At 68.2% G+C, this 13,861-nt stretch carries 14 protein-coding genes; 5 read left to right on the top strand and 9 right to left on the bottom strand.

Annotation, left to right across the window (positions count from 1 at the left end):
* Positions 1 to 3: 3 nt before the first annotated feature.
* The 4 genes from PAM7066_RS10670 to PAM7066_RS10655 all read right to left on the bottom strand — a co-directional run bounded on the left by PAM7066_RS10670 (position 4) and on the right by PAM7066_RS10655 (position 3,666).
* A complete protein-coding gene (locus tag PAM7066_RS10670) occupies positions 4 to 855 on the bottom strand; it encodes a prephenate dehydratase (protein WP_085854149.1) in 852 nt (283 codons plus the stop codon).
* Positions 852 to 1,697 carry a prephenate dehydrogenase gene (locus PAM7066_RS18965; RefSeq protein WP_085854148.1) on the bottom strand — a complete coding sequence of 282 codons (846 nt, stop codon included), beginning with the start codon at positions 1,695 to 1,697 and terminating at the stop codon, positions 852 to 854. The genes PAM7066_RS10670 and PAM7066_RS18965 overlap by 4 nt, the downstream gene beginning before the upstream one ends.
* Before the next feature lie 59 nt (positions 1,698 to 1,756).
* Positions 1,757 to 2,956 carry an MFS transporter gene (locus tag PAM7066_RS18960; RefSeq protein WP_085854147.1) on the bottom strand — a complete coding sequence of 400 codons (1,200 nt, stop codon included), beginning with the start codon at positions 2,954 to 2,956 and terminating at the stop codon, positions 1,757 to 1,759.
* 74 nt (positions 2,957 to 3,030) lie between these two features.
* Positions 3,031 to 3,666, bottom strand: coding sequence for an arylesterase (locus PAM7066_RS10655; RefSeq protein WP_085854214.1), 636 nt, complete (start codon positions 3,664 to 3,666; stop codon positions 3,031 to 3,033).
* Positions 3,667 to 3,706: 40 nt separating this feature from the next.
* Here PAM7066_RS10655 and PAM7066_RS10650 point away from each other — a divergent pair, with 40 nt between their 5' ends.
* Both PAM7066_RS10650 and PAM7066_RS10645 read left to right on the top strand, forming a co-directional pair.
* Complete coding sequence (locus PAM7066_RS10650) at positions 3,707 to 4,396, top strand: ABC transporter ATP-binding protein (protein WP_085854146.1); 690 nt, start codon at positions 3,707 to 3,709, stop codon at positions 4,394 to 4,396.
* Positions 4,393 to 6,909, top strand: a complete 2,517-nt coding sequence (locus PAM7066_RS10645) for an ABC transporter permease (RefSeq protein WP_085854145.1) — start codon at positions 4,393 to 4,395, stop codon at positions 6,907 to 6,909. Before PAM7066_RS10650 ends, PAM7066_RS10645 begins: the two co-directional genes overlap by 4 nt.
* Positions 6,910 to 6,940: 31 nt before the next feature.
* Here PAM7066_RS10645 and PAM7066_RS10640 read toward each other — a convergent pair whose 3' ends face one another.
* The 5 genes from PAM7066_RS10640 to folK all read right to left on the bottom strand — a co-directional run bounded on the left by PAM7066_RS10640 (position 6,941) and on the right by folK (position 11,571).
* The gene (locus tag PAM7066_RS10640; protein ID WP_085854144.1) at positions 6,941 to 7,693 is read right to left on the bottom strand and encodes a pyridoxine 5'-phosphate synthase; all 753 of its coding nucleotides are present in this window, start codon (positions 7,691 to 7,693) and stop codon (positions 6,941 to 6,943) included.
* On the bottom strand, positions 7,690 to 8,328 hold the full coding sequence (locus PAM7066_RS10635) for a DUF2062 domain-containing protein (RefSeq protein ID WP_085854143.1): 639 nt from the start codon (positions 8,326 to 8,328) through the stop codon (positions 7,690 to 7,692). Before PAM7066_RS10635 ends, PAM7066_RS10640 begins: the two co-directional genes overlap by 4 nt.
* Before the next feature lies 1 nt (position 8,329).
* Positions 8,330 to 10,471, bottom strand: a complete 2,142-nt coding sequence (locus tag PAM7066_RS10630) for a RelA/SpoT family protein (RefSeq protein ID WP_085854142.1) — start codon at positions 10,469 to 10,471, stop codon at positions 8,330 to 8,332.
* A 6-nt stretch (positions 10,472 to 10,477) separates the two neighbouring features.
* A complete protein-coding gene (rpoZ, locus tag PAM7066_RS10625) occupies positions 10,478 to 10,834 on the bottom strand; it encodes a DNA-directed RNA polymerase subunit omega (RefSeq protein WP_085854141.1) in 357 nt (118 codons plus the stop codon).
* Positions 10,835 to 10,941: 107 nt separating this feature from the next.
* Positions 10,942 to 11,571, bottom strand: coding sequence for a 2-amino-4-hydroxy-6-hydroxymethyldihydropteridine diphosphokinase (folK, locus tag PAM7066_RS10620; protein ID WP_245749654.1), 630 nt, complete (start codon positions 11,569 to 11,571; stop codon positions 10,942 to 10,944).
* A gap of 65 nt (positions 11,572 to 11,636) precedes the next feature.
* Here folK and PAM7066_RS10615 point away from each other — a divergent pair, with 65 nt between their 5' ends.
* The 3 genes from PAM7066_RS10615 (at position 11,637) to ispH (ending at position 13,787) form a co-directional block, all read left to right on the top strand.
* The gene (locus tag PAM7066_RS10615) at positions 11,637 to 12,200 is read left to right on the top strand and encodes a LabA-like NYN domain-containing protein (protein ID WP_085854140.1); all 564 of its coding nucleotides are present in this window, start codon (positions 11,637 to 11,639) and stop codon (positions 12,198 to 12,200) included.
* Between the two features lie 12 nt (positions 12,201 to 12,212).
* Positions 12,213 to 12,647, top strand: a complete 435-nt coding sequence (locus PAM7066_RS10610; RefSeq protein WP_085854139.1) for a YqaA family protein — start codon at positions 12,213 to 12,215, stop codon at positions 12,645 to 12,647.
* Positions 12,648 to 12,836: 189 nt separating this feature from the next.
* Positions 12,837 to 13,787, top strand: coding sequence for a 4-hydroxy-3-methylbut-2-enyl diphosphate reductase (gene ispH / locus PAM7066_RS10605; RefSeq protein ID WP_085854138.1), 951 nt, complete (start codon positions 12,837 to 12,839; stop codon positions 13,785 to 13,787).
* The last annotated feature ends 74 nt before the right edge of the window (positions 13,788 to 13,861 follow it).

Genomic DNA, 13,861 nt, shown 5'->3' with positions numbered 1-13,861 from the left:
CCATCAGGGCTTCAGGAACCCGTTGCGCCCGGTGCGGCGCGAATCGGATTTGTAGGAACCGAGGAACTTGGAATACGAGATATGCGGCTCGATCTCGGACATGGCGTCGATCAGCTTCTGCGCCTGCCCGCCGCAGCCGATGTCGAGGTAGAAGGTCGGCAGCTCGGTCCGCTCCGAGATCATGTAGGTCTCGAGCTTTGTGATGTTCACGCCGTGATTGCCGAATACCGCCAGCGCATGCACCAGGCTGCCCGGCTTGTGGCTGACCTGGATGATCAGCGAGGACATGTCGTCCGTGGCATCGAAGGTGGCTTCCTTGCCGACGATCACGAAGCGGGTGATGTTGTCCTCGCGGTTCGAGATGCCCCGGTGCAGGATCGTGCCGCCGTAGTGCTTCGCCGCGAATTCCGACCCGATGGCGGCGATGTGCCGGTCGCCACTGGCCACCACCTCGCGCACGGCGCTGGCCGTGTCGGACCGGGTGCGGCGCTGCGCGTCGGGAAAGCGCTCCTTCAGGAATTTCGACGACTGCAGGAAGCCCTGCGGGTGCGAGAAGATCGAGTGGATCTCCGCCTCGACCGCCGGGCCGCAGGTCACGAGGCAGTGGCCGACATCAAGAAGCAGCTCGCCGACGATGAACAGCTCCATCGAGGCGACCAACCGGTGCACGTCGGGGATACGGCCGGATTCGGAGTTTTCCAGCGGCAGAACCGCCTCGGCCACGTCGCCCTGCTCGCAGGCTGCGACCAGTTCGTCGAACGAGGGGAAGTTCACGTGCTCGCCGTCGGGTCGCAGCTGCGTGGCCGCCTGGTGCGAGTAGCTGCCGGGGTGGCCGAGATAGCCGATCTTGCTCATTCGTCGTTGCTCCCGTTGAGGATCGCGGCCGTTTGGGCGGCCGTTTCAAGGCGTTTGGCCACGCTGTCGCCCGCGCCGGCAAAGCCGTTGCGCAGGGCCATCAGTTCGAGGATCAGGTCGTCCAGCGCGTCCGACAGCGCCGTGTCGTTCTGCTCGAAGATTTCGCCCCACATGCGGGTGTTCTGCGCCGCGTGGCGGCTGAGGGTCCGCGTCGATCGCGAGGCGAAGACCTGCAGCTCGTCGTGGTCCATCTCGGACAGCAGGCCGGCATAGGCGTAGGACAGAAGGTGCGGCAGGTGCGAGGTCCGCGCCACGATCTGGTCGTGGGCCCCGGCGTCCAACCGGACGACCGAGAAGCCGAGGCGGGCAAGGAAGCTCTCGACCCGCTCGACGTCGGGCTCGGCATTGCCTGCATGCGGGGTCAGCACGAAACGGGCCGCGACCAGCGCGTCGGGCTCGGCACGGAAGGGTCCGGGGCGGTTGCCGCCGGCAAGAGGGTGGCCGCCGATGAAGCGCGGCGCGTCCGACAGCCCCTCGACGATGCGCCCCTTGACTGAGCCCGCGTCGATCACGAGGCCGTCGCACGTGTCCAGCACCTCGCGCGCCAGCTTCTGGATCGCGTGCGGCGGGCAGCACAGGAAGACCATGTCGCAGGCCCTGAGATCCTCTGCACAGTGGCGCCAGGTGATGCGCGGAAACTGGGCGGCGACCGCAGCGCGATAGGCGCCCTGCGGCTCGACCGCCTCGATCGCCACGTTCGGCGCGCGACGGGACACGAGCGCGGCGAGGGCCGCGCCGATCAGGCCGGTGCCGACGATGCCGATGCGGTCTGGGGCGTCCATTGGGCTCCTCGCGTGCGTGCGGCCCTGTCTTACAGGCCCCGCGCGCGATGACAATGGTGTCACGCGCGAGCGGGCGCGCCCCGAAGCGCCAAGCCCACACCACCGACCGACACGACCCCTGCGGCGATCCACGCGACAAGGCCATAGCCCCCGATCGCCGTGCCCGCCGCGAACAGCGCCGCGGCCAGCAGTTGCGCGGCCAGGTTGCACAGCGCGATCAGCGATCCGCCTGCGCCGGGGCGTGCATCCATCAGGTCCTGCAGGTAGGCGTTCGGGACGGTCAGGATTACCGCGCCGCCCAGCGCGCCCAGCACCGGCAGCACCCAGACCACCGGAAGCGGCCCCAGCACCGGCATCAGCCCGACGAAGGCGGCGTAGACCAACGCTCCGAAGGCGATCACCCGGACCTGCCCGAACCGCTGCAACGGCCCCGACAGCGCCAGCATGATCGGGATCTCCAGCGCCGCCACGGCGCCGACGAAGAGCGCCACGTCGCCCGCATCGCGCTCTGCGAACCCGGTCAGGATCAGGCCGACGAGGATGAGGTAGATCTGCAACCCCGACAGCACCAGCACCACCATCGCCGACCGCCCCACCACGCGCGGCTCCGACAGCTCCCGCAGGGCACCCACCAGCGTCAGGCCCGAGGGCGCATCCTTCCAGCGGGTCCGTCCGTCCGCCGGCCAGGCCAGCACGAACAGCGTCAGGGTCGTCAGTTCGGCAATGGCACAGACGCCATAGACCCAGATCAGCGGCACGCCGGCCGAAAGCACGACGGACCAGACCGGCAGCACGACGACGAAGGGCACCGCAAAGGCCGCGCGGATCGCCGCCAGAAGGCCGGTGCGCATCTCGGGCGGATGGGTCGAGGCGGCGAGGCGGGCCAAGGTGAAAAGCTGCGAGAACAGCGTCATTCCCACGGGAAAGAACAGGATATGCGCGACGACGAAGGCCCAGGTCTCGTTCACCAGGAACACCAGCGCCGCGCCCGTGACACCAGCCGCCGAGGCCAGCCGCGCTGCGTTGCGCCGCCGCCCGGTCCGGTCGGTCAGCACGCCCACCCCGATGGCGCAGAACAGGCTGAGCATCGACCCGCAGGCGAAGACCAGCGAGAACATCCCGTCCGACAAGCCGAACCACTCTACCCCCAGAAGCGAGCGGTAGGGCACCAATGACGCGGCAAAGCTGCCGTGGAGGAGGAACGCGAGGGTGATGAGCTGAAGCGCCCGGTCCCCCGCGATGAGTCGGATTGCCTGCATGGGCGCGGCTTCGCATGGCCCATGCAGGCGTGCAATATCAGGCCCGAACAACCCGCGGGATCATGGCCGCCCGGTCACTCGCCCTCGGTGCGCTCCACCAGGTTCAGCACGGCGGGGCCAAGCGCTTCGACGATCACGCCCACGCCCTCGGCATTGGGATGGATGCCGTCGTCCTGCATGTAGCGGGCGGTCGCGGCCTGGCGGTCCTCGATCTCCATCAAGGCGCCCAGGAACGTGGTTTCGGCAAGCGGCACGTCCCATTTTTCGGCAAGCTCGCCGTACATCCCGTCGAAGGCGCGCTTGTAGTCCGCACCGTAGTTGCCCGGCGCCTCCATGCCGATCAGCAGCACCTCGACCCCGGCCTCGTCTGCCGCCGCGAGGATACCGTCGAGGTTGGCCTTCGAGGCCGCCGGGTCGATCCCGCGCAACAGGTCGTTTCCGCCCAGCGCCACGACCATCGCGTCCACCTCATCGGTCAGGGTCCACGCCACACGGCTGAGCCCGCCCGCCGTTGTGTCGCCCGAGACTCCGGCATTGATCACCTCCACCTCGGCCCCTTGCGCGTGCAGCCATTCGCGAAGCTGCGGGACGAACCCCTCGTCCTGCCGCAGCCCGTAGCCCTGGGTCAGCGAATCGCCCAGTGCCGCAACCGTGACCTCGGCCAGCGCGGGTCCGGCCAGACAGATCAGCGCGCCTGCCTTGAGGGCCATGCCCCCGGCCCCATATGCGGAACGCAGTACGGAGTTGCACATGGCCGAAACCATCCTCACGCTCGCCGACACGGAACTCACCCTTGCCGGCAATGCGGGGCCGGTGGAAATCCTGAAGGGCGTCACGCTCGACGTGGCGCGTGGCGAGACGGTGGGGCTGGTCGGGCCGAGTGGGTCGGGCAAGTCGTCGCTCCTCATGGTCATGGGCGGCCTCGAAAGGGCCACGGGCGGCACCGTGCATGCGCTGGGTCACGACCTGACCGCGATGAACGAGGATGCGCTCGCCCGCTTCCGTCGGTCCCATATGGGCGTGGTGTTCCAGTCCTTCCACCTGATCCCGACGATGACCGCGCTCGAAAACGTGGCGACGCCCCTCGAACTGGCGCGACATGGCGACGCGTTCGAGCGCGCCGCCGCCGAGCTTGAGGCCGTCGGTCTCGGGCACCGGATGCACCACTACCCGTCCGAGCTGTCGGGCGGCGAGCAGCAGCGCGTGGCCTTGGCGCGCGCCGCAGCACCTCGGCCCGAAATCCTGCTTGCCGACGAACCGACCGGCAACCTGGACGGTCCCACAGGCCATGCCATCATGGACCTGCTCTTCGGTTTGAACGCGCGCCACGGCTCGACGCTGATTCTGGTCACGCACGCCCCCGACCTCGCCGCGCGCTGTGGCCGCACCATCCGGCTCGAGGACGGCCGCCTTGCCCGCAACGCCGAGGCGGCGGAGTGAACCCCGCCCTCAACATCGCCCGCCGAGAGCTGCGCAACGGGTTCCGGCACGGGCTGCGTGGATTCCGTGTCTTCCTCGCCTGTCTCGCCCTCGGGATCGCCGCGATCGCCGCCGTGGGCTCGGTGCGCGAGGCGATCACCGAGGGCCTTGCCCGCGAGGGCGCGACCCTGCTGGGCGGCGATGCCAGCGTCGAGTTCACCTATCGCTTCGCCACCGAGGCCGAGCGTGCCGCTCTCGCCGATCTGGGCGAGGTGTCCGAGATCGTCGACTTCCGCTCGATGGTGAGGGTCGGTGAGGACCGCGCCCTGACAGAGATCAAGGCGGTCGACGACGCCTACCCGATCTACGGCGACCTGCGCCTCGATCCCCCGCAAACCCTGGCACAGGCCACCGCAGGCGACCCGCCCGGTGCCGCGATGGACCCGGTGCTGGCCGACCGCCTCGGCCTCGACATCGGCGAGACCTTCACCCTCGGCGAAAAGACCTTCCGCCTCACCGCGCGGATCGTGGCCGAGCCCGACAACGCCGCCGGCGGCTTCGAACTGGGGCCCCGGACGCTCATCCTGACCGAGGATCTGGAGGGCACCGGCCTGATCCAGCCCGGCACCCTCTACGAGACCGAGTACCGCCTGCGCCTGCCCGAGGGGACCGATCTCGACGCGGCCGAAGAGAACCTCGCGGCCGTCATGCCGGACGAGGGCTACCGCTGGCGCGACCGCCGCAACGGCGCGCCCGGCATCCAGGCCTTCGTCGAGCGCCTGTCGGCCTTCCTCGTTCTGGTGGGGCTCGCCGGCTTGGCGGTCGGCGGGATCGGCGTGGCCTCGGCCGTGCGCGCGCACATGGTGGAAAAGACCGCCACCATCGCCACCCTCAAGACCCTGGGCGCCGAGGCACGGACCCTGTTCCTGGCCTTCGCCCTGCAGATCGGCGCGGTCACCGCGCTTGCCGTCGTCCTTGGCCTCGCGCTTGGCGGCGCGCTGCCCCTCGTCTTCGCCCCGCTGATCAAGGACCGCCTGCCGATTCCCGCCGCGATCTCGGTTTACCCGCTGGCGCTGGTCGAGGCGGCGCTCTACGGCACCCTCGCCGCTGCGCTCTTCACCCTCTGGCCGCTCGCCAAGGCGCAGGACATCCGCGCCGCAGCCCTGTTCCGCGAAGCCGGCGGCCTGCCCGGCGGGCTGCCCCGGCGCGGCTACCTTTTGGCCACCGGGCTGCTCCTGCTCACCCTCGTCGCCGCCGCCGCGCTGCTCTCGGGCATTCCGACGCTTACCCTCTATACCGCCGGCGGACTTCTGGCCGCATTCCTCGCGTTGCTCGGCACCGCCTGGGCCGTGCGCCGCACCGCCCGGTGGCTGGGACGCCTTCCCATGTTCCAAGGACGCTCGTCGCTGCGCATGGCGCTGGGCGCGGTCGGCGGCCCGTCGGGCGAGGCCGGGGCGGTGGTGCTGTCCCTCGGGCTTGGGCTCACCGTTCTGGCCGCGGTCGGCCAGATCGACGCCAACTTGCGCGCCGCGATCCAGCGCGACCTGCCGGAGGTCGCGCCCGCCTATTTCATGGTGGATATCCAGCCCGACCAGATCGACACGATCCGCGCCCTTGAAGATGACCCGCAGGTCGAGAGGATCGAGGCCGCGCCCATGCTTCGCGGTATCATCACCGAGATAAACGGCCAGGATGCCGAGACTGTCGCCGGCGAACACTGGGTGCTGCGCGGTGACCGCGGTGTGACCTACGCCCCGACCCCGCCGCCGGACACCACGATCACCGCCGGCGAATGGTGGCCCGAGGGCTACGACGGCCCGAACCAGGTCAGCTTCGCCGCCGAAGAGGCCGCAGAGCTGGGGCTCGAGCTGGGTGACAGCCTGACAGTGAACGTCCTGGGCCGCGACATCGAAGGCGAGATCACGTCTTTCCGAGAGGTGGATTTCTCGAACGCGGGGATCGGTTTCGTCCTGTCGATGAACCCGGCCGCATTGCAAGGCGCGCCCCATACCTGGATAGCGACGATCTACGCCGCCCCAGAGGCCGAGGCGCGTATCCTGCGAGACATCGCCGGCCAGTTCCCCAACATCACCGCGATCCGGGTGCGCGACGCGATCGACCGGGTGTCCGAGATCCTCGCCGGGGTGGCCGCAGCGATCACCTACGGCGCCTCTGCGACCCTCGTGACCGGCGCCGTGGTGCTGATCGGCGCGGCGGCGGCGGGGACACGGGCGCGCACCTACGAGGCGTCGATCCTCAAGACCGTCGGCGCCTCGCGCACCACGATCCTCACGAGCTTCGCTCTGCGCTGGGCGATCCTGGGCCTCGTCGCCGGCCTCGTGGCGACCGTTGCGGGCGCGACGGCAGGATGGGGCGTATCGGTCTACATCATGGAAACGAGCTACCGCTTCGCGCCCCTTTCGGCCCTGACGATCATAGCAGGCGGCGTCTCCCTGACCCTTCTGGCGGGGCTGGCCTTCGCCTGGGGGCCGCTGGCGGCCCGGCCCGCCCGGATCCTGCGCGCACAGGACTGACCGGCGCCAGCCTGCCGACTGCTGGCGCCCCCTATCGGGTGAGTTCCCGGGCCTCGTCCATCACGCGCCGCATCTCGCGGATGGCGGGGTCGAGGCCGCGGAAGATCGCCTCGCCGATCAGGAAATGCCCGATATTCAACTCGCGCACCTGTGGCAGCGCAGCGATGGGGGGCACCGAACCGTAGGTCAGGCCGTGGCCGGCGTGCACCTCGAGCCCCAATTCGTCAGCATAACCCGCCATGTCGGTGATCCGCACGAGCTCGGCCTCGCGATCCGCCTCGCGACCTTCGGCGTGGGCATCGCAATAGGCGCCGGTGTGAAGCTCGACGACGCTGGCACCGATCCGCGCGGCAGCCTCGATCTGGGGGCGGTCGGCGGCGATGAAGATCGACACCCGGCACCCCGCCTCGGCCAGAGGCGCGATGAAATGCGCCAGCCGGTTTTCGTCGCGCGCGACCTCGAGCCCCCCCTCGGTCGTCCGCTCCTCGCGCCGTTCCGGCACGATGCAGACCGCGTGCGGCTTGTGACGCAGCGCGATCGCCTGCATCTCGTCCGTGGCCGCCATCTCGAAGTTCAGCGGCACCGACAGCGCGCTCTTCAGCGCGTCGATGTCCCGGTCCGAGATGTGCCGCCGGTCCTCGCGCAGATGCGCCGTGATCCCGTCCGCCCCGGCGGCCTGGGCCAGCTTCGCCGCGCGGACGGGGTCGGGCAGGTCCCCGCCCCGGGCGTTCCGCACAGTTGCGACATGGTCGATGTTGACGCCGAGACGCAGCCGCTCGCTCATATCTTCTTCTCCCTCGGCACCCTCAGGTCGTGCCGTTTCTCGAACCGCGCCTTGAGGCGCGTGATCCGGGCCCTCTGATACGCCGCGATCACCGGACGCGACACGCAGTAGGCCACGATGCCCGCGACCACACCAGGAAAGATGCCTCCGACGAGGTAGGGCAGGAAGACCATGGCGAAGAAGTCGGCCATGTTGGACCAGATGACCGGGGCCGACGTGAACGTGGCGTGCAGGTTGTGCCAGAGCTCGACCGAAACGTGGCTGAAGGCGTTGAAAACCTCGTTCAGAGGCATCGGCTCGGGCCGGTCGAGGATCCAGCTTCCCAACTGGACCGAGACCCCGGCGATGATCGGGAAGGTGATCGGGTTGCCGGTGAAGGTCGCCAGAAGCGCCGCCAGAATGTTGCCGCCCATGATCCAGGCCAGTCCCGCCGCGACGAAGAAGTGGAACCCGAAGAGCGGCGTGAACGACGCGAAGACGCCCGCCGCGATCCCCCGGCTGATCTTGTAGGCCGGGTCCGGCAGGCGGCGGATGCGATAGACGACGTAGCGCACCGCCCGCAGCCACCCCCCGCGCGGCCAGAGCGAGCGGCCGATCTGCGCGAACGTTGATCGGGGCGTGCGGCGCTTGAACATCTCAGGGGCTCAACGCCGGATCCCGCACCCTCTCGACCAGGGCGACGTCGTGTTCCGATTCGAGCGCCATCCGCAGCGCGTGAAGATGCTCGACCGAGCGCAGTTCGACATCGACCCGCACGCGGAAGAAGTCCTGCCGCCGGTCCAGGAATCTCAGGTCCGAGATGTTCGCTTTCTGCACCCCGATGATGGTGCAGATCCGCCCCAGGACGCCCGGATCGTTCACGATGGTCAGGTCGAAGGTCACGTCGTGGACAGCCGGGTGGTTGCCGGCGTGCCAGGCAAGGTCGATCCAGCGCTCGGGCTGGTCCTCGAACCCGGCCAGCGCTTCGCAGTCGATGGCATGGACCAGCACCCCCTGCCCCCGGTACGAGATGCCGACGATCCGCTCGCCGGGCACCGGCTGGCAGCAGGGGGCGCGGCGGAAGGTCAGATCGGGCTGCGGGCCCACGATCGCGGCGGTCGGCTCGATCTCGTCGCCCGCGCGCGGGGCGATGCCGGGATAGAGCGCCTCGATCACCTGGCGGCTTTCCAGCTCGGCCGAGCCCAACCGGGCCAGCAGTTCCTCGGACGACGGCAGGCGCAGCGTCCGTGCGGCGGCGGTCAGCGCCTTGTCCGTCATGCGCCGGTCGATCTGGTCGAAGGCGACGCGAGCCAGCTCGGTCCCGATCTTGATGAAGCGCTTGCGATCCGCGAAGCGCAGGGACCGTCGGATCGCCGATTTCGCCCGCCCCGTGACCACCAGATCGAGCCACCCGGCCTGCGGCGTTCCACCTTCGGCGGTCAGGATCTCGACCGACTGGCCGTTGCGCAACCGGTGCCAGAGCGGCACGCGGACCGCGTCCACCTTTGCGCCCACCGCGCGCTCGCCGATCCTCGTGTGGATCGCGTAGGCGAAATCCAGCGGCGTCGCGCCTTTGGGCAGCTTCACCACCTCGCCCTTCGGGGTGAAGCAGAACACCTGGTCCTGGTACATCTCGAGCTTCACGGCCTCGAGGAACTCGTCGTGGTCGTCCGCCGCGTCGAACTGCTGGATCAGCGCACCGACCCAGCCCGCGGGATCGACCGCGAAGGGGTTCTCGACGCGCTCGCCATCGCGGTAGGACCAATGCGCGGCCACGCCGGTCTCGGCGACCTCGTGCATGGCGCGGGTGCGGATCTGCACCTCGACCCGCTTGGCATCGCGCCCCGAAACGGTCGTGTGGATCGAGCGGTAGCCGTTCGACTTGGGCTGGCTGATGTAATCCTTGAACCGTCCCGGCACGGCCCGCCAGCGCGAGTGGATCGCGCCCAGCACCGAGTAGCACTCGGCCTCGGTCGCGACGATGACGCGGAAGCCGTAGATGTCGGACAGGCGCGAGAAGCCGACGTTCTTCTCTTCCATCTTGCGCCAGATCGAGAACGGCCGCTTGGCCCTTCCCTGCACCTCGCCCTTGATGCCGGCCTTGTCGAGCTCCAGCCGGATGTCGCCGGTGATCTTCTCGACCACGTCGCCCGTCTCGCGGCGCAGCGTGGCGAAGCGGGTGATGATCGAGCGGCGGCCTTCCGGGTTCAGCACGCCGAAGGCCAGGTCCTCAAGCTCTTCGCGCATCCACTGCATGCCCATGCGACCGGCCAGCGGCGCATAGATATCCATGGTCTCGCGCGCCTTCTGGGCCTGCTTGTCGGGGCGCATGGCCTTGATCGTGCGCATGTTGTGCAGGCGGTCGGCAAGCTTGACGAAGATCACCCGCACGTCGCGGCTCATCGCCATGAAGAGCTTGCGGAAGTTCTCGGCCTGCTTGGTTTCGGTCGAGGACAGCTGAAGCTTGGTCAGCTTCGTCACCCCGTCGACAAGGTCGCCGATTTCGGGACCGAAGCGCTTGGCCACCTCGCCATAGGTCGAGCGGGTGTCCTCGATCGTGTCGTGCAGCAGCGCGGTGATGATCGTGGCATCGTCGAGCTGCTGCTCTGCCAGGATCATCGCGACGGCGACGGGATGGGTGATGTAGGGCTCGCCCGAGTGGCGATACTGCCCCTCGTGCATCTCCGCGCCGTAGGTATAGGCGGCGCGGATTTTCTGAAAATCGGCGCGGGGGTTGTAGGCACGGACGCGGGCGACAAGTCGTTCCGCATCCTCGAGCCAGATCGCGCCGTCATCCATGTAGGCTTACTTCTGCTGCTGGGCTTCCATCAGGGCGCGCAGAAGCTTTTCTTCCGACATGTCGTCGGTGGCGGGCTTGTCCTGCTGCTCGGCGCCCATCAGCAGCGCCATGGAATCCTCTTCGGGTTCGTCCACCTCGATCTGGGTCTGGTGGCTTTCGATCATCCGCTCGCGCAGACCATCGGCCTGCTGCGTCTCTTCGGCGATCTCGCGAAGGCTGACGACCGGGTTCTTGTCGTTGTCGCGGTCCACGGTGGGTGCGGAGCCGGCGGTGATCTCGCGGGCGCGATGCGCGGCGAGCATGACAAGCTCGAACCGGTTCGGAACCTTATCGACGCAATCTTCGACGGTCACGCGGGCCATGGGACTCTCCTGCTGAATCGGGGCACGGCGCACGATGACGCCGGCTGAGGCTGTGGAAATATGCGAGTCGCGCTCTATTGACAACCCGGGGACGCCGTGAATTTGCCTTATGCGACAGGCCGAATGGAGGCTTTTTCGTCGCGGTCCAGCGCATCGACCATCTCGCGCACGGATCGCCCCGTCCGCGGATGCCTCCAATCCGGCGCCACGTCGAGCAATGGCACCAGCACGAAGGCGCGATCGTGAAGCCGCGGATGGGGCAGCACGAGGCGATCCGGACGCAGCACCCGCTGCCTTGCGAGAGGCAACGCCCTCCACGCATCCTGGGTCGCCGGATCGGGCTGCACGGATGCGCCCGCGGCGATGAGGTCAAGGTCGATCACCCGCGGCTCCCACCGTCCTGCGCGGGTTCGCCCGAACGCGCCTTCGATGTCGTGCAGCAGCGCCAGCAGCGTCTCTGGCCCCGCGGCCCATTGAACTGCCGCGCAGCCATTGAGGAAGGGCGGGCCCGATCCGGGGGGATAGGCCGGCGTCTCGTAGAGGCGGCTGATGCTCATCGGCTCGGGCAGGTCGGTCGCGAGGCGGTTCAGAGCCGCCCCGAGCGTCTCTTGGGGCGTGCCGGCGGGACCGGGCAGATTGGCCCCGAAGGCGATCAGGAAAGTAGCTGAGCGACTATCCTTCAGGATATGTTGCCGCGCGGTCGATCCGGGATCAATTTCCTGCGAGTTCTCGCGCACTTACGCTTGCTCCCTACCATTTCAATTTTCGCGATATTCGCGCTTTTTATAGAAGGAATTTATAGATGTTTTACCGCGACGAGCGGCTGGCCCTGTTCATTGACGGTTCTAACCTCTACGCGGCCGCCAAGTCGCTCGGGTTCGATATCGATTACAAGCTCTTGCGCCAGGAATTCATGCGGCGCGGGAAGTTGCTCAGGGCCTTCTACTACACCGCGCTACTGGACAGCGAAGAGTATTCGCCGATCCGCCCCCTTGTCGACTGGCTGCACTACAACGGCTTCACCATGGTGACGAAGCCGGCCAAGGAATACACCGACAGCCAGGGGCGCCGTAAGGTCAAGGGCAACATGGATATCGAACTGGCCGTCGACGCGATGGAGCTGGCGCCCCGGATGGATCACGCGGTCCTCTTCTCGGGCGACGGCGATTTCCGCCCGCTCGTCGAGTCGCTTCAGCGCTCGGGCGTTCGCGTCTCGGTCGTGTCGACCATTCGCTCGCAGCCGCCGATGATCGCCGACGAATTGCGCCGGCAGGCCGACAACTTCATCGAACTGGAAGAGCTGCGCGAGGTGATCGGGCGCCCGCCGCGCCACGTCGACCAGGCGCAGGATCGCGCCAGCGCCTGATCCTGCCAGGCCATGGAAACGGCCTGGTCGCTTCTGGGAATGTTCGTCACCGCACTGACGGCGGCGACGATCCTTCCGGCGCAGTCCGAGATCCTGTTCGTCGGGTTGCAGGCGCGCGGCACCGTCTCGCTCTGGCTCTTGCTGGCGGTCGCGAGCGCCGGCAACATCCTCGGCTCGGTGATCAACTACCTGATGGGCATGGGGATCGAGCGGTTCCGCCAACGCCGCTGGTTTCCCCTGACCGGGGCGCAACTGGATCGCGCGCAGGAGTGGTATCGCAGGTGGGGCGTCTGGACGCTGCTGCTCAGCTGGGCACCGTTCGGCGACGCGATCACCGTCGTCGCGGGCATCCTGAGAACGCGGTGGTGGGTGTTCCTCGCCCTTGTCAGCCTGGCCAAGGCGGGGCGATATGCCGTCCTTGCCGGGGTGACGGCAGGGTTCGTATGAAAGGTTCGACCGCGGTACGTGAACGTCCGCGGCCCCCCCCCTTTTTCAATCACTTGGTCGTCAATGTCCCGATCAATACGATTCGAATACCATAGATCGACGCTCCGATCCACAATTCCTTGCGCTCGCACGCCCCCACTGGACGCATTGCGCAGGGATGCCTAGGTCTGGGCCCCAAGGAGACCGCAGATGACCAAACCGCCCCTCACCCTCTATCTCGCCGCACCGCGCGGGTTCTGCGCGGGCGTGGACCGCGCGATCAAGATCGTCGAGATGGCGATCGAGAAATGGGGCGCGCCCGTCTACGTGCGCCACGAGATCGTCCACAACCGCTTCGTGGTCGACGGGTTGCGCGACAAGGGCGCGGTTTTCGTCGAGGAGCTGGACGAGGCGCCGACGGATCGCCCGGTGATCTTCTCGGCCCACGGGGTGCCGAAAGCCGTCCCGGCCGAGGCCCGCGCGCGCGAGATGGTCTATGTCGACGCCACCTGCCCCCTCGTCAGCAAGGTCCATATCGAGGCCGAGCGGCACCACCAGAACGGTCTCCAGATGGTGATGATCGGTCATGCCGGCCACCCCGAGACGCTGGGCACCATGGGCCAGCTTCCCGAGGGCGAAGTGCTGCTGGTCGAGACCCCCGAGGACGTGGCAAGCTTGGACGTGCGCGACCCGGAGAAGCTCGCCTTCATCACCCAGACGACCCTGTCGGTGGACGACACGGTCGAGATCGTGGCCGCCCTTCGGGACCGCTTCCCCGCGATCATCGGCCCCCACAAGGAAGACATCTGCTACGCCACCACGAACCGGCAGGAAGCCGTTAAGGCCATCGCGCCCCGGATCGACGCGATGCTGGTCGTCGGCGCGCCGAACTCGTCGAACTCGAAGCGTCTGGTCGAAGTCGGCCGCCGCGCCGGGTGCGGCTATGCGCAGCTTGTCCAGCGGGCGACGGATATCGACTGGCGCGCACTGGATGGCATCACGACCGTGGGGATCACGGCCGGGGCCTCGGCCCCCGACGTGCTGATCGACGAGGTGGTCGACGCCTTCCGCGCGCAGTACGACGTGTCGATCGAGGTGGTCGAGACGGCCGTCGAAAACGTCGAGTTCAAGGTCCCCCGCGTCCTGCGCGAACCAGCCTGAGGACGCAGCACCTCGTTTCCCGTCCGAGTGAGAGATGGCTGACAGCCTCGCGCTTTCCATCGCGCCACGCCCGT

The sequence above is a fragment of the Palleronia marisminoris genome (genome assembly GCF_900172315.1).
In the GTDB taxonomy this organism is placed as follows: Bacteria; Pseudomonadota; Alphaproteobacteria; order Rhodobacterales; family Rhodobacteraceae; genus Palleronia; species Palleronia marisminoris.
Note: the sequence above shows the minus strand (reverse complement) of the source record. Positions and strands in the feature narration are given on the sequence as shown.